Source organism: Algibacter miyuki, assembly GCF_030409805.1.
GTDB lineage: Bacteria > Bacteroidota > Bacteroidia > Flavobacteriales > Flavobacteriaceae > Algibacter > Algibacter miyuki.
The window spans coordinates 566,418-588,594 of the sequence record NZ_JAUFQP010000001.1 but is presented as its reverse complement, the minus strand read 5'-3'; the positions used below and the strand labels follow the sequence as shown (position 1 = coordinate 588,594).

The window sequence follows — 22,177 nt, the reverse complement described above, 5'->3', positions numbered from 1 at the left end:
GCGAATATAATTTACGAAATGGCTTGTTTTACTAAAGCCAAACTCTTTTCAGAAAACTGAATTTTCAAAGCCGCAGCATGCCCTTCATCAGACATTTTTTTCCAAGTTTTTTGTAGAATATCAATTATTTTTTCATCACTGTGCTTAGCAGCAAATTCATCGAAGTAAAAATCAAGAAACACTAAGCAAATAACATCTTCAATAGTCTGAGATTCTTTATTTTTCTTGATTAATTTTTTAAGTACAATAGCCTTAACGCGATCTATAAATTCATTATCGTAACCTACTTCTTTTAAAATATCACCGGTTAATTCAGCATGCATTTGCTTTAAATCTTGGCGCCATTTTAAATACCCTACACGATCCATTGGGTACTCATTTCTAGCAATTTTCCATCTGCAAATATGCTGTGCTCTAGCCGCTATCTGTAAGGCTTTAGAAGCATTCGGATCAAACTGCAACAAGGTTCTACTCATGCGTTGTGAGTACAATAATTCTTTTGGATATTCCATACCCGAAACCGAATACGTATTTACATCTTCAGCATTTTTTTTATCAATTAAAGCAATCGCAGTTTCAAATCTTGTTGGTTTCATGGTTTCATTTTTTAATCTGAAAAGCCAATATACACATTTTCTGCTTCTATCTTCACCGGATACGTAGCAATAGCATCTAAATCTCCATTTAAATTCTCTCCAGTTTCTAATGAAAATGTTTTTTTATGCAACGGACAAGCTATTTTAGGAATTCCTTTATGATCGCCTAACATACCTCTAGATAAAACCATTTCTTGTTTTTCTGGAGACAAATTTTGACAAGCGTACCATGTATTCAATCTAGAAAAATTGAAAACAGCAATTTGTAAATCTTTATACTTTACACATGCGCCTCCATCTTTAGGAAAGGCATCTACTGAAGCCGCTTTAAACCAAACTTTTACGTCTTCTTCTTTTACTGTTTTGTATTTTAATAATAAAGTTTCCATAAATATATCTGTTTGAAATAAGAATTATTTTTAATTTTTCCAGTGTTCTGGCATTTTTTGATCTCTCATAGGAACAAATACTAAATTATCATCTCTATCATCTGAATTCACAAAATGATTAAAACGTTTTTTAGTGTTTTCGTTCTCTATAGCTTGTTTCCATTCACACTCGTAAGCATCTATCAAAAACTGCATTTCTTTTTCTAATTCCGTAGCAATATTTAAGCTATCATCAATTACAATTTTTTTCAATTGCTCGATACCACCTTCTAACTTATCTAACCAAGCAGCAGTTCTCATTAATGGAGCAGCTGTTTGTATGTAATACATTAAGTAACGATCTAAATATTTTAAAACCGTTTCATTATCTATTTTTTCAGCTAATAACTCGGCATGTCTTGGGGTTGCACCACCGTTTCCACCAACATATAAATTCCATCCACCTTCTACAGCAATTACACCAAAATCTTTTCCACGGGCTTCGGCACATTCACGGATACATCCAGAAACACCTCCTTTTAATTTATGAGGAGAACGTAAACCTTTATATCTATTTTCTAATTCTATAGCAAAAGAAATACTTTCATCTAAACCGTAACGACACCAAGTAGACCCTACACAACTTTTTACTGTTCTTAAAGATTTTCCGTAAGCATGTCCACTCTCGAAACCAGCATCTATTAACTCTTTCCAAATAGCTGGTAAATCGTTTAATTCTGCTCCAAAGAAATCGATACGTGCACCACCGGTAATTTTTGTGTATAAATTATATTTTGAACCAATTTGACCCAAAACAATTAAACCTTCGGGAGTAATTTCTCCACCAGCAATTCTTGGTACCACAGAATACGTTCCGTTACGCTGAATATTGGCTAAAAATTTATCGTTTGTATCTTGTGTAACGTCTTCTTTATTGGGGGTGAAATTATATAAACTAGCAAAAATAGAAGATACTAATGGTTTACAAGTTTCGCAACCATGACCGGTTCCACAAGTATCAAGAACCTCATTAAAAGAGGTTAGTTTTTTAATTTTAATAATGCCGTATAATTCTTGACGACTATATTCAAAATGCTCACAAATGACATTTTTAACCGTTTTACCAAGAGATTTCAACGTTTCGTTTACCAAATCGGTAACCATAGGTTTACAACCTCCACAACTTGTACTGGCTTTAGTTGATGAAATTACACCGGCTAAATCTTCGCAAGAACCATCTTTAATAGCTCCACAAATCTGACCTTTACTTACATTTTCACAAGAACAAATTTGTGCCGTATCTGGTAAATCTAAAGCACTACCAAAAGCACCGCCTTCAGTTGCTGGTAATATTAATTGTGCAGCATCTTCCGGGATAGCCATACCATTTAAGTACACTTGATGAAGCATATTATAATCGGATGCATCACCAACTAAAATACCCCCTAAAAGACTTTTACCATCGAGACTAACATTAATTCTTTTATATAAATGTTGTGTTTTATTTTCAAAAATAACCGAATGCCCTTTTGATGCCGGCATAAAAGGTTCTCCAAAACTCGCCACATCAACACCAATTAATTTTAATTTGGTAGACATATCAATTTCGGCAGGCATTAAACTTTCGGTCTTACCTAAAATTTGATCGACAGCAACACCGGCCATATCATAACCCGGAGCTACTAAACCAAAAATCATTTGATTGTAAAGTGCTATTTCACCAATAGCATAAATACTATCGTCTGATGTTTGCATCTTGTTATCCACCACAATACCACCACGTACGCCCATTTCTAAACCGCAAGTTTTACCAAGTTCATCTCTTGGTCTAATTCCTGCTGAAATAATAAGCATATCACAATCTAAAACGTCGTCTTCTCCAAACTCCATTCCCGTAATTGCTTTATCTCCTAAAATTTGATTGGTTGCTTTACTTAGATGAATATTTAAACCGATAGACTCCAATTTTAATTGAAGCACCTGGCTACTACGTGAATCTAATTGCCTTGGCATTAATTTGGAAGCGAACTCTACAATATGTGGCTCTAACCCCATATCCATAGCAGCTTTACCCGCCTCTAAACCTAATAACCCACCACCAAGTACGGCAGCTCTAGGGTTAGGATTTGTTTTTTTAACCTTTTCAGCATACGCCAACATGCCTTCTAGATCTTCAATAGTTCTATATACAAAAACACCTTCTTTCTCAACACCTTTTATTGGTGGTACAAAAGCAGATGATCCTGTAGCTAAAACTAAGTAGTCGTATGAAAATTCACGGTCTTTAACCGTTGTTATGGTCTTTTTTGAACGATGAATATCACTAACACGTTCACCTGTTATTAATTCTATACCATTTTCGGTATACCATTCGGCAGGTGCCATTTCTAACGCTTTGGCATCTTGATTTTCAAAAAACTCACTTAAGTGTACACGATCGTACGCTGGGCGAGGTTCTTCACCAAAAACCGTTACTTTAAATGCTTCATTTCCAGATTGTGCTGCAAATTTTTCACAAAATTTATAACCAACCATTCCATTTCCAACAACTATGATATTTTTCATAAACTACGTATTTAACACAAAACTAAGTAATTTTACTTAATTTCAATACTTAAACTTGTAGTTTTTTACGTAGCACCCCCAATAATTACATATTTCTTAAATTGATAATCGTTTAATTAAGTATTAGGCAAAAAACAGGATTATGAATTATCAAAATATCAGGATTTAAACAGATGCTTCTACCGTAATCACCACACTTTTAGATGCTGGAGTCTTTGCGGTATGCGCAAAACTATCTAATGGTACCAGCACATTAGTTTCAGGAAAATACGTAGCACAGCAGTTTTTAGGAATATCATAACCAACCACTTTAAAATTGTGAGCATGGCGTTTAACACCTTTAAATTCCGACTTTAAATTAACCACATGATGTTCTTTTAAGCCTCGCTCCTTCATGTCTTCACGATTCATAAAAATAATACGACGTTCGTTAAAAACACCTCTATAGCGATCATCTAATCCGTAAATTGTGGTATTAAATTGATCGTGACTACGTATTGTCATCATAATCAATTCATCATCCTTTAATTTCCATTCAGGAAGTTTATTAACCGAAAAATTAGCTTTTCCTGTTTTGGTATTAAATTTTCTAACGCGAGCCCCATTTGGTAAATAAAAGCCTGACGGATTTTTTAAACGCGTATTGTAATCCTCGAAACCAGAAACCACTTCAGCAATATCATCACGAACCAATTTATAATCATCTTTATAAGATAACCATTTCACTTTAGTTTTATGTTTTAAAGTCGCATGTGCAACACCACAAACCACGGCAACTTCGCTTAATAAAGCATCAGAGCATGGTTCTAAAATACCTTTAGTAGATGATACCACACCCATTGAATTCTCTACACTTTGCACCTGTTCTCCAGATTTTTGATAATCTTTTTCGGTACGTCCTAAACATGGTAAAATCAAAGCTTCTTTACCCGTAACCAAATGCGAACGATTCAGCTTTGTACTCACATGCACCGTTAAGTTACAATTAGCTAATCCTTGAGCTGAATAACCCGTATCAGGCACAGCTGAAATAAAATTACCACCTAAACCAAAAAAGACTTTTACCTTTTTATCGTACATGGCTTTAATGGTTTCAATAACTGAAAAACCATGTTTTGCACTCGGTTTAAACCCATACTTAGTTTCAATTTTATCTAAAAAAGCTTGTGGAGCAGCTTCCCATATACCAACCGTTCTATCGCCTTGTACGTTAGAATGCCCACGTACAGGACAAGTTCCAGCGCCTTCCTTACCGATACTTCCTTTTAATAAAAGCAAATTAACAAGCTCTCGAATATTATCAACCGCATTTTCATGCTGCGTTAACCCCATGGCCCAACACACAATAATTTTTTCATTATTTAAAATTAAATCGAAAGTTTGATTAAAAACATCTAAAGAAACACCGGAAGCTTTTAAGCATTCATCAAAATTATAAGTTTTTAAATCGGCTATAAACGCGTTGTAATCACTAGTATATTCTTCAATAAAATGTTTATCAAAAACATTACCTAGCTCCTCTTCTTTTTCTAATAATTTTAGAAGAATTGCCTTTATAAAAGCCACATCGCCATTTATAGTAATTGGCACAAAAACATCGGCTAATTTTGTACCACCGGTTAATAGTTTTATAGGATTTTGAGGATTGGTGAATTTAATTAAGCCCGCTTCTGGCAACGGATTAATCGCTATTATTTTACCGCCATTATTTTTACATTTCTCTAAAGCACTAAGCATTCTTGGGTGATTGGTTGCTGGGTTTTGACCAATAACCATAACCACTTCAGCTTTATATAAATCGTCTAATTTTACCGAGCCTTTACCAATACCTAAAGTTTCAGTAAGTGCGCTTCCACTGGCTTCATGACACATATTCGAACAATCGGGTAAATTTGAAGTTCCAAATTCGCGTACAAATAATTGATATAAAAAAGCCGCCTCATTCGTCGTTCTTCCTGAGGTATAAAAAGCAGCTTCGTCTGGATTATTTAGCGCATTTAAATGGCTTCCTACTTTCTCAAAAGCAGCTTCCCAAGAAATGGGTTGGTAATGCGTAGCCCCTTCCGGCAAAAACATAGGTTCTGCTAAACGACCAGATTTACCAATTTCAAAATCGGTAAAATTTGCCAATTCATCTACAGCATATTTTGCAAAAAAATTGCGATTAATAGTTTTATTCTGTGCTTCTTCTGCAATAGCTTTCATACCATTTTCACAGTATTCACCAATAACAGAACGCTCATCATCCGGATCTGGCCAAGCACAACCTGGACAATCAAAACCACCTTTCTGATTTATTTTCAATGATAACTTCAACGCATCAGAAGTTTTCATGTATTTATTAACTTGTATTGCAGCCGCTTTTAAAGCGCCAAAACCTACCGTGTTTTTCGGTGGAGCTTCCGTTTTTAAATTGGTAAATCCCTCTGGTGTTTTTGCTTTATCTTTTGCTGAACTGCTCATAAATCTATTTTTAAAAGATAAATTTACACGTTTTACATCAAAAATTAAAGCTTTTGAAACAATTCATTTTAACCTTTAGAAGAGTGTATTATTTCTCTGCGTTTAACAAAAAAATAATATGCTGAAGAAATAAAAAAAAGACACTAAGAATAAATCTTAATGCCTTTTGGTTGGATAAAAAAATGTCGTTAATTAAAAATTAACCTGCTATAATCAGGACGCTAAAACGCCTAATGCCTTCCCTACTTTTACAAAAGCTTGAATCCCTTTTTCTAAATCTTGACGCGAATGTGCTGCTGAAATTTGAACCCGTATTCTCGCTTTTCCTTTTGGCACTACAGGATAAAAGAATCCGATTACGTAAATACCTTCTATTAATAATTTTGATGCAAATTCTTGAGCCAACTTGGCATCGCCCAACATAATAGGAATAATAGGATGATCGCCTGAAATAATATCGAAACCAGCTGCTACAATTTCTTTTCTAAAATATGCGGTGTTTTCCACTAATTTATCACGTAAATCCGTGGATTTACTAAGTAAATCGATAACCGTTATAGAAGCTCCAACCACAGATGGCGCTAATGTATTTGAAAACAAATAAGGACGCGAACGTTGTCTTAACATATCTACAATTTCCTTTCTAGCAGCCGTAAAACCACCCGAAGCACCACCTAAGGCTTTTCCGTAGGTTCCTGTAATAATATCAACACGTCCCATAACATTTCTATACTCGTGTGTACCGCGACCTGTAGCTCCAATAAAACCTGTAGAATGACACTCATCAATCATCACTAAAGCATCATATTTATCAGCTAAATCGCAAATTTTATCAAGCTGAGCAATCGTACCGTCCATAGAGAAAGAACCATCGGTAACAATTAATTTTCTACGGGCATCTTTAGCTTCTATTAATTGAGCTTCAAGATCAGCCATATCATTATTGTTATATCTAAAACGTCCCGCTTTACACAAACGAATTCCGTCGATAATTGAAGCATGGTTTAAAGCATCTGAAATAATAGCGTCTTCGGCCCCTAAAATAGGTTCAAAAACGCCTCCATTTGCATCGAAAGCCGCTGCATATAAAATACAATCTTCCATACCTAAAAAGTCGGCCGTTTTTTGTTCTAATTCCTTATGAATATCTTGAGTTCCGCAAATAAAACGAACAGACGATAAACCGAAACCATGCGTATCAATTGCCGCTTTACTTGCCTTAATAACATCGGGATGAGACGATAATCCTAAATAATTATTAGCACAAAAATTTAAAACATCACTAGATGCGGTTGTACTAATTTCTGAACCCTGAGGTGTCGTTATAATACGTTCTTCTTTGTATAATCCCGCTGCTTTTATTTCGTTTAATTCGTTTTGTAAATCGTTTTTTATTTCTGAATACATAATGGTATATTTTATATTTTTTGAAATTTAAATAGTTACTGTGTAATGCTCAGTAAGTGCATTAATCATCGTTTTAGTAATAGCTTCTAAATTATACTTAGGCTGCCATCCCCAATCTGTTTTTGCTTGAGAATCATCAATAGATTTTGGCCAATGATTAGCTATATCTTGTCTGAAATCTGGTTTGTAATCTATGCTAAAATTAGGAAGAATTTTAGCGATTTCTAAAGCCACATCCTTTGGAGAAAAACTTACACCTGCCAAATTATATGAGGTTCTTACCTTTATTTTTTCCGAAGGAGCTTCCATCAATTCTATTGTAGACCTAATAACATCGTCCATATATATCATAGGTAACGCTGTGTCTTCACTTAAAAAACAATTGAATTTTTCATTTAAAACAGCTTTATGAAAAATATCAACAGCATAATCGGTTGTACCGCCTCCTGGTAAGGACTGATGCCCAATAACGCCTGGATACCGAATAGACCTAACATCTAAACCGTACTTTAAGAAATAATATTGTGCCCAATTTTCACCATCAACCTTACTGATACCGTAAACCGTTGTTGGATTTAAATACGCATCGTTTGGTGTATTATTTTTAGGCGCTCCTTCTCCAAAAACAGCTATAGAACTTGGGTAAAACACTTTTTCTATAGCATTAAGCCGTGCTATTTCTAACACATTTAATAATGCTTTAGTATTTATATCCCAGGTTTGCAGCGGGTTTTCTTCTCCTTTTGCAGAAAGAATCGCTGCCAAATGATAAATTTGCGTAATATTATATTGCGTTACTACACTTTGAACGCGCTCATAATCCGTAGCATCAATAACTTCAAATATTCCACGATTATTTCCACTATTTCTAATATCAGAAACAACAACATTCTCAAGTCCATACCGGTCTTGAAGTGTTGCTGTTAGCACAGATCCTAATTGACCATTAGCTCCAGTAATTAAAATTTTAACAGACATATCATAAGTATTATTCACTTACAAAATTACATTTTATAATATTTAATATTTACAAAATACAATAATTAAGCAAAAACTACTTCATAATTAAAATTAAGCCATTATATTTACTTTTTAAGATAATATAGACTCCCTTTTACAATAATTTTTATTCGAAATATTATGGAAAATTTAGACGATACCGATATTACCATACTCAGAATTCTACAAAACGACTCTAAAAAGACAGCTAAAGAAATTGCTCACTCTTTAAACCTGACGCCTTCTCCAGTTTACGAACGTATACGTCGACTAGAAAAACAAGGTTTTATAAAAAAATATGTTGCTATACTGGATAAAAAATTAATTGATAGGTCGGTTACCACCATTTGCCAAGTATCTATGCGCTATCACAACGAGGCTTTTATAGAAAAGTTTGAAGAACAAATTCAAAATTTAAAAGAAGTTCAAGAATGTTATCACATGGCTGGTCAAGTTGATTTTATCTTAAAAATAAACACTAAAGACTTAGAATCCTATCATAATTTCATCAAGTACAAACTGTCTAAAATTGAGAATATTGGTGTACTTAACAGCACCTTTGTATTAAAAGATATTAAGCAAACATCGGCCTTCTACATTTAATTTTCACTTACTGATTTTACAAATTCTAAGGCACGCATTTCATTATAATATACATTATTTTGATCTACAAACCCCACATGACCACCATATTTAGGCATTTCTAAATACAAATTCGCATTGTTTTTGGCTTCCTTTACAGGATAACAATCGGGTGATAAAAACGAATCGTTTAGCGCGTTTATAATTAAAGTTGGTGTTTTTATATTGGGTAGAAATTGTAAACTGCTGCATTGCTTATAATAATCGGCCGCATCCTTAAACCCATGCGCTTTCGCCGTGTACACATTATCAAAATCTCTTAAAGTTTTAATATTATTAAAAGTCTCTAAAGACATTTGATTTGGAAATTTTTCCATCTTCAGCTGTAACGAAGCCTTTAGATGCTTTAAAAATCTCATAGAATAAGGTTTGTTTTTCAATTTATGTAGTTCTTCGCAAGCGCCATTTAAGTCGCAAGGTGCCGAAATAGCGATGGCGGCTTTCACTTCCGTGGGAATAGTGTCGCGTTCGCCTAAATATTTCAAAATAATATTAGCCCCTAAACTAATGCCTTTTAAATATATTTTATCGTATTTTTTTATTGAAATTAAATGCTGAATAATATCCACCAAATCTTCGGTAGCTCCAGAATGATAACTTCTAAATTTTGAATTAATTTCACCAGAACACCCTCTAAAATTAACCGAAACAGCATCGATTTTATTCTTATTAAAAAGTTGCGCTGCACCTGTTAAATAAGGGCGTTGCGCATGCCCTTCCAAACCATGTAATAACACAATACAAGCGTTACTTTTTTCTTCAGAAAAACTCCAGTCTAAATCTATAAAATCGCCATCGCTTAACGTTAAACGCTCTCGCTTTTGACTGATTTCGACACGTCTGGCTAAACCTGAATAAACTGTTGAAATTAATCCGCTTTTAAAATAAAATCGAGGTTTGTAGGTGTTTTGTAGTATAGGCATTTATAATAGACTTTAACGTCCTGTTTTCTATTGTTAATTAAATTATTTAGATTCTACTTGCAACGGTGTAAACTTAAAATCATCCCCGTTAAATAAACCTTTATCACTTAGTTTTAAAGCAGGAATCACCAACAACGCCATAAAAGAAAGCGTCATGTAAGGCGCATTTAATTTAGAGCCTAACTGTTTCGCCATAACATCTAATTCGGCATATTGCTTTCCTATAGTTTCGCCATCTTTATCACTCATAATTCCAGCAACTGGCAAAGGCACTATTTTTTCTTCGGAATCGGAAACGGCACAAATACCGCCTTTATTTTCAATCAGTAAATTAACCGCCTTGCAAATAGCTTCGTCTGAAACGCCAACTGCGATAATATTATGAGAATCGTGACCAACTGATGAGGCAATGGCGCCAGATTTTAATCCGAAATTCTTAATAAAAGCTATTCCTGGTTCTTGATTGTTATAGCGATTAACAACGGTCATTTTCAAAACATCTTTTTCTGTATTTGAAACTAAGTTTCCATTTTCAATTAATGCATCTTCAATTAATTCGTTGGTTACAAGTTGACCTTCTAAAGCTTCAATAACTCTTATTCTATCTGAAGATGAAACGACTTTAAAATCTAAAACTTCTTTTTTAGTACAATTGAAATTATTTAGATTTTCGAAATCAACTGGTTTAATTAACGATTTACCATCGGTAAAAACCAATTCACCATTAATATAGGTTTGAAGGGGTTTGAAATTTACTAAATCTTCGACAATGATGCAATCGGCCATATCATTTTCTTTCAGTAAACCCACATCTAAATTATAGTGTTTCACTGGGTTTACACAAGCTGCTTGTAGAACTTTAAAAACATCGATACCCTTAGCAACGGCTCTAGCACATAATTTATTAATGTGGTTTATAATTAAATCATCAGGATGTTTATCATCACTACAAAACATCATGTTTTCGAAATGTTCCGGCAATAAATCGATTAAAGCTTCAAAATTTTTAGCCGCACTACCCTCCCGAATTAAGATTTTCATACCTTTTTCAAGCTTCTCTAAAGCTTCATCGTAAGTAAAACATTCGTGATCGGTAGAAATGCCTGCACTAATATATTTTGTAACCTGATCGCCACGTAAACCCGGCGCATGGCCATCAACAGGTTTTTGGAAATGTTTGGCCCAAGCTATTTTTTTCAAAACTTCAGGGTCGTCAAATAACACGCCTGGATAGTTCATCATTTCTGCCAAATATTTAATTTCAGGTTTTTCTAAAAGCGTTTTTATATCATCAGAATCGATAACAGCACCTGCCGATTCAAAAGTAGTTGCAGGCACACAAGATGGTGCCCCGAAGTTAAATTTAAAAGGCACTTTTTTACCATTTTCAATCATGAACTCCACACCTTTCACACCTAATACATTAGCAATTTCGTGCGGATCAGACACTGTAGAAACCGTACCGTGTGTTACCGCCAATCTAGCAAATTCACTAGGTACCAACATAGAACTTTCGATATGAATATGTGCATCGACAAAACCCGGAAGTATGTAATGTTCTACATCATGACTGGCTTCTTTTATACTTAGAATTTTACCGTTCTCGATAGTTACTTCACCTTTATAAATGCGCTTGTTTTCAATATCAACTATTTGTCCTTTTAATATCATGTTGCTGTAATTTAAAGGTTTATTTTGGAACTGTGGATTATTCCAATGTGATTTTTAAAATATTTTTGGTGTTTTTCGTCACCTTAAAACGATTATCGGCACGGTGATTTACTACCCAAACCAACTCGTTTTCTGAACATAACACCCAAACTTGTTCTTTATCTAAAATAGACAATTTCTCGTCTTTTAGGTATTTACTAACTTTCTTCTTCCCCGTCATACCTAAGGGATAAAAAACATCACCTTCTTGCCATTTCCGTAAAGTTAAAGGAAAATCAAGCGTATTAACATCTACATAAATACAGTTTTTTTGCTTTTTTAAAATAGCATCTGCTTCTTCAAAAAATAAGGTTCCGAATGTTGTTTCTACAATTTTATCAGTTTTTGAAATGGAAATACTTTCTTCAATCTCAGAAGTGATTTCTGTTAATAAAAGCTGCTCTCTATTTTTTATTAAACGATGGGTTTTTGAAAATAACTGCTTTCCTGTTTCTGCATCAAGTAAGCTTAAAACATCATTCCATTCGGTAAACCCGTAGCTGTTAAATACTTCAAACAAATATGCTTTTGGATTTTTTAATGTCTTAAATTCTGAAATCTTAAATATGGTTTGAATCGCATCCGCACGTTCTATGGCACGTTCTAAAAAAGCATTTTTACTATCTTCAACAATATCTGTAGTATCACTTAAGTTACTTAATGTGTTTTGAAAACTTTGCAATAAACTCGGATTTATTTCTTTTAAAAGCGGCACCACTTGATGGCGTAATTTATTACGAACATATTTGGTTGTCGCATTACTACTATCGTCACGCCAAGTAATATTATTGGTTTTGGCATAAGCTGCAATAGTTTCATTTGAAAAAGGTAACAACGGGCGCACTAATTGTCCGTTAACTTCTGGAATTCCTTTTAAACCTTCTAAACCTGTACCCCGTATAAAATTAATTAAGAACGTTTCCAAGTTATCATCAGCATGATGGGCGGTTAAAATATAATCGAAATTGAGTTGTTTTGCCAAATCGGAAAACCAGTTGTATCGCAATTCACGAGCTGCAATTTGAATATTTTGTTTATTCGTTTTCGCGTAGTTTTCGGTATCGAAGTTTTGGATAAAAACTTCTAAATCTAAACCTTCGGCAAATTGAAGTACAAATTGTTCGTCTCCATCACTTTCGTTTCCTCTTAGATTGAAATTACAATGTGCTAAGGCTATATTTAGTTTTAGTTTATGGCATAAATGTGTTAAAACAACACTGTCGATTCCTCCGGAAATAGCAATTAGGATTTTGCTTTCCTTTAGAAATGCAAGATTTTTATTGATATGATTTTGAAGGCTATTTAGCATGTTTCAAATTTAGTGTTTATTTTATTATTACACCGCCACTCTTGATGGTTTGCCTTTTAGATTCTCTTTTTTTTTCGCCATGAATTCATTTATTTTTCTATAAAAACCTCAATCGATTATATAAAAACTAAAACACTGCTAGTTATGTTGACTTTTTGAAAATAAACTTCGATGGCGGATATGTGCGCAAGGGATTGAGGCATTGTTGGAGCTATTTTTGTGTTGTTGCTTATATGCAACACAAAAAAGCGACTGCCGAAAGCCCGACCCTTTTGGGTTGCGCCCAAATTAAAACTACCACTTAAATTAATGCTCTAAAACAGTACGCATGGCTTTGGCTTTTATAAGGCATTCTTCGTACTCTTTTAAGGGTTCGCTTTTAGCCGTAATGGCGCCGCCAACGGAGTAGGACACGTATTTTTTTGATGCGTTATATAGGATGCTGCGGATAACGACGTTGAAATCGAAGTCGTTTTCGGGCGTGAAATATCCGATGGCACCGGAGTATAATCCGCGTTTTGAGGCTTCAAGTGATTCGATAATTTTCATGGCCGAAATTTTGGGTGCACCCGTCATGCTCCCCATAGGGAAAGTGCTGTTTAAAATGTCTACAGGGTGCGTTTCTGGTTCAACCTGTGAAGTAATAGTCGAGATCATTTGATGCACTTGATCGAAGGTATAAATTTTGCAAAGTTCGTCAACTTTCACACTACCTTTTATAGCGGTTTTGGATAAGTCGTTTCTAACTAAGTCGACAATCATGATGTTTTCGCTACGTTCTTTCTCATTATTTACAAGACTTGTTTTTAGCTCATTGTCTTCCTTTTTATTTTTGGAACGTTTCGCGGTGCCTTTTATTGGTTGCGAAATAATTTGGGTACCTTCCTTTTTTATGTAACGTTCTGGTGAGGCACAAAGCGCAAATTTATCATACATTTTTACGAATGACGCAAAAGGTGGTTTCGATATTTTATTTAGTTTTTGATAGGTTTCTAATGGGTTTATATCTGTATTTTCTGCATAAAATTCTTGACAGAAATTAACTTCGTAAATATCTCCACGATGGATGTGGTTAAGTATTTTATTCACGTTATTAAAATACTCGTCTTTATGAATTTTAAGTTTAATTTTCAGGTCTTGATTTGGCGTTTTACTTGGCGCTTTATCTGTAGTTTCAATAGCCTGAAAATCACTTTCAAGTTCGTCGTCAACACAATTTAGATATTGAATTTCGAGCTGATTGTCTTTAAAAATAAATATTTTTTTGGGTTGAAAAAAACATAAATCAGCAAAATCTAATCCGTCAGAATTATGAGATTCTAATGGTTCTACATCATTTTTTAAATCGTAAGTGAGATAACCAAAAATCCAGTCGTTTACTAAAGTTTGATATTCTTTAAGCTTTTCGAAACCTTGATGATAATCGGTTTGAATACTCGTAAAAGCTTCGACGGCCAAAACAGCATCGAAACTAGAATATTTCTGTTCATAATTATTGGAATCTAACCAAATAACTTCGTCGAATTGCTGACTCCAAATCAGTAATTGATTTTTAAAATCGGTGACGTTCGGAAGATTGTAAATTTGCTTTGTTCTCAATAGAAAAAATGATGTATTAATCTGATTACTTTATATTTTAAAATATGAATTCTCTTGTTTATTACAACGAAAATCTATCTCTATAAAATTCTGATAAAAAGAAAAACAGTAAATATTATTCGGTAAAGTTAATGAGAATCCATAAAAAAATGTAAATTTTGTGGATAATACCCATTTAATTTAAAAATTAAGATGCACATACTAGAAAACGATCTATTAAAAATAGCCATTAAACAAACTGGCGCCGAGCTTTGTAAAATAACATCTACTAAGTATAAAACTGATTTTATGTGGGATGCCAACCCTGATGTTTGGGCAGGCTTTGCACCTAACCTCTTCCCTATTATTGGTGCTTTAAAAGATGATACTTATGTACTTGATGGAGAACAATACAACCTCCCAAAACATGGCTTCTTAAGACATAATACAGGTTTTACTATTGAGGAACAAACCCAAAATAGTATTACTTTTAAGTTGGTTTCTAATGACGATTTACTAAAAATGTATCCGTTTAAATTTGAATTCCTAATAACTTATACTCTAACCGAAAATACAATTAACATTAACCATACGGTTAAAAATGTTGATGATAAGCCGATGTATTTTTCATTAGGTGGACATCCTGCTTTTAAATGTCCCGTGTTTGAAAATGAAACTTATAGCGATTATTCTTTAGAATTTGAACACACAGAAACCTCTAATACGCATTGTATTAACATGGCAAACGGTTTGATTGCTCCCGAAGAAAAACCCGTGTTGAAAAACACCAAGATATTACCCCTAAAGCATGATTTATTTAACGAAGATGCTCTTATTTTCAAGGATTTAAAATCGAAAAAAGTAACTTTAAAAAGTAAAATCAATGGCGAAATATTAGGTTTTAATTATAAAGACTTCCCGTATTTAGGGATTTGGGCGAAACCTGAAGGCGATTATGTTTGTATTGAACCATGGCTTGGTATTGCTGATAATGAAGATACCAATCAAGATTTTAAAACCAAAGAAGGTATTTTAAAATTAGAGACTAAAAATGTATTTTCGGCGCAATATAGTGTGGCTATAAATAAAGCACATTTGAATTAATTTTCAATTTAAAAATAGTAGAATAATTAAGCGATATGGCCTTAAAAACCCTATCGCTTTCTGATGTAAAAACAACAGCATTCAATGCTACATAGGTTACAAAAAATAGCGTAACTTTGTAGCCTAAATATACCATTGTGACTTTTCAAGATTTAAATTTAAATACCCCACTTTATAATGCCTTAGGCGACTTAGGATTTACAACGCCAACGCCTATACAGGCCGAAGCTTTTAATGTTGTAAGCTCAGGAAAAGATGTGGTTGGTATTGCACAAACAGGAACAGGAAAAACCTTTGCCTACATGCTACCTATTTTAAAAAGCTTGAAGTTTTCTACTCAGGAAAACCCACGTGTTTTGGTTTTAGTACCAACGCGTGAGCTTGTTGTACAAGTGGTAGATGAAATTGAAAAACTATCAAAATACATAAACAATCGCGTTTTAGGTGTTTATGGTGGCACCAATATTAACACGCAAAAGAAAGCTATTGCTGAAGGTATTGATATTCTAGTTGCTACGCCTGGCCGCATGTATGATTTAGCACTGAGTCGTGTATTGCAACTAAAATCTATTCAGAAATTAGTGATTGATGAAGTTGATGTGATGCTTGATTTAGGTTTTAGACATCAGCTAATTAATATTTTTGATATTCTACCTCCGAAAAGACAAAACATTATGTTTTCGGCAACGATGACACAGGATGTGGATTTATTATTGAATGATTTCTTTAAAACACCAGAACGTGTTTCTATAGCCGTTTCCGGAACACCGTTAGATAATATTTCGCAACAGCGTTATAACGTACCCAATTTTTACACCAAGGTCAATTTACTAACACATTTATTAAATGATACCGAACGTTATAATAAAGTCTTAATTTTTGTGGCTTATAAACGTATGGCTGATAGATTGTTTGAGAGTTTAGATGAAATTTTTCATGATGAATTATGCGTGATTCACTCTAATAAAACACAAAATTACAGGTTGCGTAGTATTGAACAATTTAGAGAAGGTATGAACCGGATTTTAATTGCGACCGACGTTATGGCTCGTGGTTTAGATATTGATAACATATCGCATGTTATTAATTTTGACACCCCAGATTTCCCTGAAAACTACATGCATCGTATTGGTAGAACAGGTCGTGCAGAACGCCAAGGTGAATCGTTATTATTTTCAACAGTGAAAGAACAAGAACTGGTAGAGAATATTGAAAATTTAATGGTAATGGAGATTCCTGTTATGGAAATTCCTGAAGTTGTAGAAATTTCAACAGAACTTATTGAAGAAGAACGTCCGCAAATAAAGGAACGTAATAACCCTTTAAAACGAAAAGATGAGGATATTGCAGGCCCTGCTTTTCACGACAAATCGGAAAAGAATTCTAAAGAAAACTTAGGTGGTTCGTACAAATTTAAAATTGCCGCGAAATATAAAAAACCAAAAACGCGTGGTGATAAAAACTACAATAAGCGTAATAAGAAGTAATAAAAAGTAATAAAAAAGGCGATTTATAATTAATAAATCGCCTTTTTTATTCCCTATTTATCGACAACATGTTTCCAGTTTTCTCCTGAAACTACTCGATATACTTGCATTTCTGAAATACCAAATTGCTTTGCTATCATTTTTATTCGTGTACGACGGTTAGGATCGTTTACTTTTCTTCTAATTAAACGCACGCGACTTTCGGTTAGTTTCGCATAAGACCTATTTATTTTTCTATTCTTATAGTTTTCTCCCGAATATTGATGCACTTCTTTTTCGCGTTTTGTTGCCCATTTTAAATTATCTACATGATTATTTTTCTTATCATAATCGATATGGATTACAAAAACTTCATCTTCCTTTTTTTCTAAAAAATGTTGCGCTACTAATTTATGCACATACCGCCCTGTACTTTTTCCATTAACCCGTTGCTTTAAGGAAATACTTTCATACCCATTAGTGTAAGACGAATTAACCAAGCGCTCCGGATCGTATTTACAATTAATCAATCTTCCATAGTTGGAAATTTTATAATTTTCAAACTCAGCAATTTTTTCATCAAAAACCACAGGCTTCCATTTTTCTAATGGATAACTTCGAATCATAATATTGTTTATTAAGTTAGGTTAGATTCAATATAAATAATAAAAATTAAGCATCTAAAAAAGGATGCCTTATTTTTCACAAATCAGCCGTTCAAACTAAAATCCTATTAATTATAAACAGGGCTGAAAGAGTTTTTTCCTACAAAAATACATATATTCTTTTTTATTCAAAATGAATTTAAATTATTCAAAAGAAAAACATGAACAACATGATTAAAATGATATTTGAATACTTAGCGCCAACACCACTGATACTTCTAATTACAACAAGGAGATAGCTATATTAAGTTTTATAAATAACTGTAATTGTATTCTGAAATAAATAAAACATCGCTATTATCCTCCCTAGGGCTCCTGATATATTTTATTACTCTAACAGTAAATTTTAATCTATAAGATTCAGCTATGCGTATAAAAAAAGAAGTGTTAATTATTTATTAGCATGAGTTATTAATAACATTGAAGAGCATTAATATTTGCTACATTTTATAAAACAAAAAAGCCTCACATTTCTGTGAAGCTTTAAGTGAGCCCTGCAGGATTCGAACCTGCGACCGCCTCCTTAGAAGGGAGGTGCTCTATCCAGCTGAGCTAAGAGCCCGTAGTTTTTATGTTTCTACGAAAACAGTGTCGGGGTGGCAGGATTCGAACCTGCGACCTCCTCGTCCCAAACGAGGCGCGATAACCGGGCTACGCTACACCCCGATTGGCTATCTATATTTCTATTGAAATACGTTGCGGAGAGACAGGGATTCGAACCCTGGGTCAGTGTTTCCACCAACGACGATTTAGCAAACCGCTCCTTTCGGCCACTCAGGCACCTCTCCAGTTATTTGTGAATGAACACCGCACTAATATTGTAATGCGGGTGCAAATTTAGGATTTCATCTTAAATCTGACAAACATTTTTTCATTTATTTTTAAAAATTATTCAGGATATTCAATTCTCAAATGGTAAATGTTTGCAAGCTTGTGTTTTAACACTTTTTTTATGGATTGAATTTCTTTAAAAGTAATGTTCGCATTCAAGAATTGCCCCTCTTCAATCTGCTTATTGATGATGTTTTCGACAAAAGCATCAATTTTTGTCGACGTTGGTTCCTTTAAACTTTTAGAAGCAGCCTCTATACTATCACACATCATCAAAATAGCCGTTTCCTTACTAAAAGGTTTAGGCCCGGGGTAACTAAAGTCTAATCGATCCACATTTTCATGATTCTTCTTTTCCTGCATATAAAAATAATAAACAACACTCGTGCCGTGGTGTGTGCGTATAAAATCGATAACACGGTCGGGCAAGTTATTCTTTTTCGCTATTTCAATACCGTCTATAACATGGTCGGTAATAATGCGTGCACTTTCTTTGGAAGATAATTCGTCGTGCGGATTTATACCTGTAGATTGGTTTTCTGTAAAGTATGTTGGGCTTTTCATTTTACCAATATCATGATACAAAGCTCCTACCCTAATCAACATGGCGTTTGCTCCAATTTCGTTTGCCGATGCTTCGGCCAAATTGGCGACATTTAACGAATGATGAAACGTTCCGGGGGCTTTATTAGACAATTCCTTCAACAGCTTAGAATTGGTGTCTGAAAGCTCTAATAAGGACACATCAGACACTAATCCGAAAAGTTTTTCATAAACATAAATTAATGGCTGCACAAAAAGCGTTGCTAATCCACAAAGCACAAAATATCCAAAAGTTTGCCACTCTAAAGTTTCCACAGTACCTTCATGAATTACAAAAAACGCAAAATAGGCAATAAAATAAATGAGTGTAATTTGCCCTACGGAAATAAACAAGTTCGCCCGCTTATAAAGTTCTTTTACGGTTAAAATGGTTACGATACCAGCTATAATTTGTAAAAACATATACTCGTAACTATTTGGCACTACAAACCCCAGTAATAAAACTGTAATTACGTGAGAAAACAATCCTAATCTGGCATCGAAAAAGGCCTTAAAAACCAATGGTAAAATACAAATAGGTACCACATAAATAAACTTCGAATTATAATTTACAACCAAAGTGGTTAAAAATATAAGAAGAAATATATTGAAGAAAATAAAAGTCACTTTTGTATTATTTTCAAATACGTCCTTTCTGTATTTTAATAAAAACAGCAATAGCATCAATAATGCTAAGGCCACTAAAAGTGTATAAGCAAACAAAATCCACAAATAACTCGATTTACTCCAAACCTGAGATTCATATTCTAACTGTAAAGAGGTTAAAATTTGATATTTATCGCCTTGCACTACTTCGCCTTTGGCTACAATTAAAGTTTCTTTTTCTATACTTCCGCGAGCATAAACTATTTTACCTAAATCCTCTTGTAACGCTTTATCTGTAAACGATTTATCAAAGGTTAAATTCGGCTCAATTAAATCATAAAACAAAGCTACAAACTCTATTTTATTAGCAGAAAGATCATGCTTCTTTAAAACTTTTTCTATAATTTTAGCAACCCCGTCTTGCTTTATTAAATCGAAATAAATGCCGTCTTGTTTTTTAACGCGTTCATCAAGAATGATAATTCTTTTTTCATCTGAAAAATTATAACTCTCATTTAAAACACCATAAACATAAAGTTCTGTAATTATTTCTAAACCTACTTTGTACAACGTATTGGATGCAGAAATCGAAATAGAATCGGCAAATGCTTTGGCAAACTCTTTTTTAAAGGCCGTTCTCACCTTGCTTTCAACATTATTATCAATGTTAAAATAAAGCGTTCCGTTATTTAAAATCTCTTCCTTTTCTTGGTTAATTTCGGCGTCTGATTTCTTGATAGCGAAATCAAAAGGAGCATATAGGTTTTCTGATTGCCAAGGCTTCCCCTTTTCAAAACTATATTTAAACTTGCCGCTTTTCGGAAATAAATAAACAATTAAAAACGTGGTACAAACAAACAGCAGCACCTTGTAAATTAATGAATGATTTCGGTATAATGTATTTATAAAGTCTTTCACGTGCTTTTTTTATAACTAAAGTTTTCAATCTGTTTTAGTTCCAGATTGTATTTTCAAATGTAATAAAATATTAGGCTTCTACCATTTTTTATAATGAACACATCGCCACATACTATTAAAAAAATCATTATTTTCGCAATACATTTACTCTAGTTCTTAATTTCATTAAAAACTAAAATAAATTCGAAAACTAAACCAAAACAGATCATTATGAACAAAGAAGTGGTAATTGTTTCTGCCGTAAGAACGCCTATTGGTAGTTTTTTAGGGAGTTTATCGACCGTTCCAGCACCAAAACTTGGAGCCATTGCTATAAAAGGCGCGTTAAATAAAATTAATTTGAACCCCGATTTGGTTGATGAAGTTTTAATGGGAAATGTGGTACAAGCCGGAACCGGACAAGCGCCAGCAAGGCAAGCAGCAATTTATGCAGGTATTCCAAATACAGTGCCATGTACAACCATAAACAAGGTTTGTGCGTCGGGTATGAAAGCCGTAATGCAAGCCGCACAAAGTATTGCTCTTGGCGATGCCGAAATTGTGGTTGCCGGTGGTATGGAAAACATGAGCTTAATTCCGCATTATTTACATGCACGAACGGGCACTAAATTTGGTTCGACAACATTAATTGATGGTTTGCAAAAAGATGGTTTAGTTGATGCTTACGATGAAAATGCTATGGGTGTTTGCGCCGATGCTTGCGCTAGTAAATATGAATTTACTCGTGAAAATCAAGATGCTTACGCTATACAATCTTATAAACGTTCTGCAGACGCTTGGGCAGCTGGAAAATATGATAATGAAGTTATTCCTGTTGAAGTTCCACAACGTCGTGGAGAGCCTTTAATTTTTTCCAAAGATGAAGAGTTTTCTAATGTTAGAATGGATAAAATACCGCAGCTACGCCCCGCTTTTAGTAAGGATGGCACTGTAACTGCTGCCAACGCTTCAACCATTAATGATGGTGCCGGAGCTATGGTTTTAATGAGTAAAGAAAAGGCTGAGGCTTTGGGCTTAAAACCTTTAGCAACCATTAAAAGTTATGCCGATGCAGCACATGAACCAGAATGGTTTACAACAGCTCCATCAAAAGCATTACCGAAAGCATTAAACAAAGCAGGTATGACACTTAGTGATGTGGATTATTTTGAATTTAACGAAGCGTTTTCAGTTGTAGGTTTAGCTAATATGAAAATTCTAGGTCTTAATGACAGCAACGTAAACGTAAATGGCGGAGCGGTTTCACTGGGGCATCCTTTAGGTTGTTCTGGAGTTAGAATTTTAATTACATTACTAAATGTTTTAGAACAAAACAATGCCAAAATTGGTGCTGCAGCCATTTGTAATGGTGGTGGTGGCGCTTCTGCTGTAATTATTGAACGCCACATTTAATAATGAATTCAGGTAGATTAAAACACGATTTAGATATTAAACAACGATAATTT

At 34.0% G+C, this 22,177-nt stretch carries 16 protein-coding genes and 3 tRNA genes; 4 read left to right on the top strand and 15 right to left on the bottom strand.

Features of this window, described 5'->3' with window-relative positions; translation table 11 throughout:
* Positions 1-11: 11 nt before the first annotated feature.
* From QWY92_RS01955 to QWY92_RS01930, 6 genes are all read right to left on the bottom strand, one after another.
* Complete coding sequence (locus QWY92_RS01955) at positions 12-596, bottom strand: DUF4202 domain-containing protein (protein WP_290268217.1); 585 nt, start codon at positions 594-596, stop codon at positions 12-14.
* Positions 597-607: 11 nt separating this feature from the next.
* A complete protein-coding gene (nirD, locus tag QWY92_RS01950; protein ID WP_290268215.1) occupies positions 608-985 on the bottom strand; it encodes a nitrite reductase small subunit NirD in 378 nt (125 codons plus the stop codon).
* A gap of 30 nt (positions 986-1,015) precedes the next feature.
* Complete coding sequence (gene nirB, locus QWY92_RS01945; protein ID WP_290268213.1) at positions 1,016-3,529, bottom strand: nitrite reductase large subunit NirB; 2,514 nt, start codon at positions 3,527-3,529, stop codon at positions 1,016-1,018.
* A 165-nt stretch (positions 3,530-3,694) separates the two neighbouring features.
* On the bottom strand, positions 3,695-5,992 hold the full coding sequence (locus QWY92_RS01940; protein ID WP_290268211.1) for an FdhF/YdeP family oxidoreductase: 2,298 nt from the start codon (positions 5,990-5,992) through the stop codon (positions 3,695-3,697).
* Between the two features lie 213 nt (positions 5,993-6,205).
* On the bottom strand, positions 6,206-7,399 hold the full coding sequence (gene kbl, locus QWY92_RS01935) for a glycine C-acetyltransferase (protein WP_290268209.1): 1,194 nt from the start codon (positions 7,397-7,399) through the stop codon (positions 6,206-6,208).
* Positions 7,400-7,426: 27 nt separating this feature from the next.
* Entirely contained in the window at positions 7,427-8,377 is a 951-nt protein-coding gene (locus QWY92_RS01930; RefSeq protein ID WP_290268207.1) for an NAD-dependent epimerase/dehydratase family protein, read from the bottom strand.
* 162 nt (positions 8,378-8,539) lie between these two features.
* On the opposite strand from QWY92_RS01930, the gene QWY92_RS01925 reads away from it, so the two are divergent.
* Positions 8,540-9,001, top strand: a complete 462-nt coding sequence (locus tag QWY92_RS01925) for an Lrp/AsnC family transcriptional regulator (RefSeq protein WP_290268205.1) — start codon at positions 8,540-8,542, stop codon at positions 8,999-9,001.
* Here the strand turns inward: QWY92_RS01925 and QWY92_RS01920 are convergent.
* From QWY92_RS01920 to pabB, 4 genes are all read right to left on the bottom strand, one after another.
* Positions 8,998-9,963, bottom strand: a complete 966-nt coding sequence (locus tag QWY92_RS01920; RefSeq protein WP_290268203.1) for a YheT family hydrolase — start codon at positions 9,961-9,963, stop codon at positions 8,998-9,000. The two genes, QWY92_RS01925 and QWY92_RS01920, sit on opposite strands and share 4 nt — an antisense overlap.
* 42 nt (positions 9,964-10,005) lie before the next feature.
* Positions 10,006-11,634 carry an adenine deaminase gene (ade, locus tag QWY92_RS01915; protein WP_290268201.1) on the bottom strand — a complete coding sequence of 543 codons (1,629 nt, stop codon included), beginning with the start codon at positions 11,632-11,634 and terminating at the stop codon, positions 10,006-10,008.
* A 37-nt stretch (positions 11,635-11,671) separates the two neighbouring features.
* Positions 11,672-12,982: a tRNA lysidine(34) synthetase TilS gene (gene tilS, locus QWY92_RS01910; RefSeq protein WP_290268199.1), complete on the bottom strand. Its 1,311-nt coding sequence runs from the start codon at positions 12,980-12,982 to the stop codon at positions 11,672-11,674.
* A gap of 306 nt (positions 12,983-13,288) precedes the next feature.
* Positions 13,289-14,581, bottom strand: a complete 1,293-nt coding sequence (gene pabB, locus QWY92_RS01905; RefSeq protein WP_290268197.1) for an aminodeoxychorismate synthase component I — start codon at positions 14,579-14,581, stop codon at positions 13,289-13,291.
* 192 nt (positions 14,582-14,773) lie between these two features.
* On the opposite strand from pabB, the gene QWY92_RS01900 reads away from it, so the two are divergent.
* Positions 14,774-15,664 carry an aldose 1-epimerase family protein gene (locus QWY92_RS01900; protein ID WP_290268195.1) on the top strand — a complete coding sequence of 297 codons (891 nt, stop codon included), beginning with the start codon at positions 14,774-14,776 and terminating at the stop codon, positions 15,662-15,664.
* A 137-nt stretch (positions 15,665-15,801) separates the two neighbouring features.
* A complete protein-coding gene (locus QWY92_RS01895) occupies positions 15,802-17,151 on the top strand; it encodes a DEAD/DEAH box helicase (RefSeq protein WP_290268194.1) in 1,350 nt (449 codons plus the stop codon).
* A gap of 53 nt (positions 17,152-17,204) precedes the next feature.
* Here QWY92_RS01895 and QWY92_RS01890 read toward each other — a convergent pair whose 3' ends face one another.
* From QWY92_RS01890 to QWY92_RS01870, 5 genes are all read right to left on the bottom strand, one after another.
* Positions 17,205-17,756, bottom strand: coding sequence for an HNH endonuclease (locus QWY92_RS01890; protein ID WP_290268192.1), 552 nt, complete (start codon positions 17,754-17,756; stop codon positions 17,205-17,207).
* A 527-nt stretch (positions 17,757-18,283) separates the two neighbouring features.
* A tRNA-Arg gene (locus QWY92_RS01885) sits at positions 18,284-18,357 on the bottom strand.
* 29 nt (positions 18,358-18,386) lie between these two features.
* Positions 18,387-18,461: transfer RNA gene (locus QWY92_RS01880), tRNA-Pro, on the bottom strand.
* 33 nt (positions 18,462-18,494) lie between these two features.
* Positions 18,495-18,583 (bottom strand) — tRNA-Ser (locus QWY92_RS01875).
* A gap of 100 nt (positions 18,584-18,683) precedes the next feature.
* Positions 18,684-20,732, bottom strand: coding sequence for an HD family phosphohydrolase (locus QWY92_RS01870; RefSeq protein ID WP_290268190.1), 2,049 nt, complete (start codon positions 20,730-20,732; stop codon positions 18,684-18,686).
* Between the two features lie 210 nt (positions 20,733-20,942).
* Here QWY92_RS01870 and QWY92_RS01865 point away from each other — a divergent pair, with 210 nt between their 5' ends.
* Positions 20,943-22,124: an acetyl-CoA C-acyltransferase gene (locus tag QWY92_RS01865; protein ID WP_290268188.1), complete on the top strand. Its 1,182-nt coding sequence runs from the start codon at positions 20,943-20,945 to the stop codon at positions 22,122-22,124.
* Positions 22,125-22,177 lie beyond the last annotated feature (53 nt).

What these genes read in the sequence shown, in the direction of transcription:
- QWY92_RS01955 (WP_290268217.1), bottom strand. Translation starts at nt 596, where the DNA reads ATGAAACCAACAAGATTTGAAACTGCGATTGCTTTAATTGATAAAAAA.
- nirD (WP_290268215.1), bottom strand. Translation starts at nt 985, where the DNA reads ATGGAAACTTTATTATTAAAATACAAAACAGTAAAAGAAGAAGACGTA.
- nirB (WP_290268213.1), bottom strand. Translation starts at nt 3,529, where the DNA reads ATGAAAAATATCATAGTTGTTGGAAATGGAATGGTTGGTTATAAATTT.
- QWY92_RS01940 (WP_290268211.1), bottom strand. Translation starts at nt 5,992, where the DNA reads ATGAGCAGTTCAGCAAAAGATAAAGCAAAAACACCAGAGGGATTTACC.
- kbl (WP_290268209.1), bottom strand. Translation starts at nt 7,399, where the DNA reads ATGTATTCAGAAATAAAAAACGATTTACAAAACGAATTAAACGAAATA.
- QWY92_RS01930 (WP_290268207.1), bottom strand. Translation starts at nt 8,377, where the DNA reads ATGTCTGTTAAAATTTTAATTACTGGAGCTAATGGTCAATTAGGATCT.
- QWY92_RS01925 (WP_290268205.1), top strand. Translation starts at nt 8,540, where the DNA reads ATGGAAAATTTAGACGATACCGATATTACCATACTCAGAATTCTACAA.
- QWY92_RS01920 (WP_290268203.1), bottom strand. Translation starts at nt 9,963, where the DNA reads ATGCCTATACTACAAAACACCTACAAACCTCGATTTTATTTTAAAAGC.
- ade (WP_290268201.1), bottom strand. Translation starts at nt 11,634, where the DNA reads ATGATATTAAAAGGACAAATAGTTGATATTGAAAACAAGCGCATTTAT.
- tilS (WP_290268199.1), bottom strand. Translation starts at nt 12,982, where the DNA reads ATGCTAAATAGCCTTCAAAATCATATCAATAAAAATCTTGCATTTCTA.
- QWY92_RS01900 (WP_290268195.1), top strand. Translation starts at nt 14,774, where the DNA reads ATGCACATACTAGAAAACGATCTATTAAAAATAGCCATTAAACAAACT.
- QWY92_RS01890 (WP_290268192.1), bottom strand. Translation starts at nt 17,756, where the DNA reads ATGATTCGAAGTTATCCATTAGAAAAATGGAAGCCTGTGGTTTTTGAT.
- QWY92_RS01865 (WP_290268188.1), top strand. Translation starts at nt 20,943, where the DNA reads ATGAACAAAGAAGTGGTAATTGTTTCTGCCGTAAGAACGCCTATTGGT.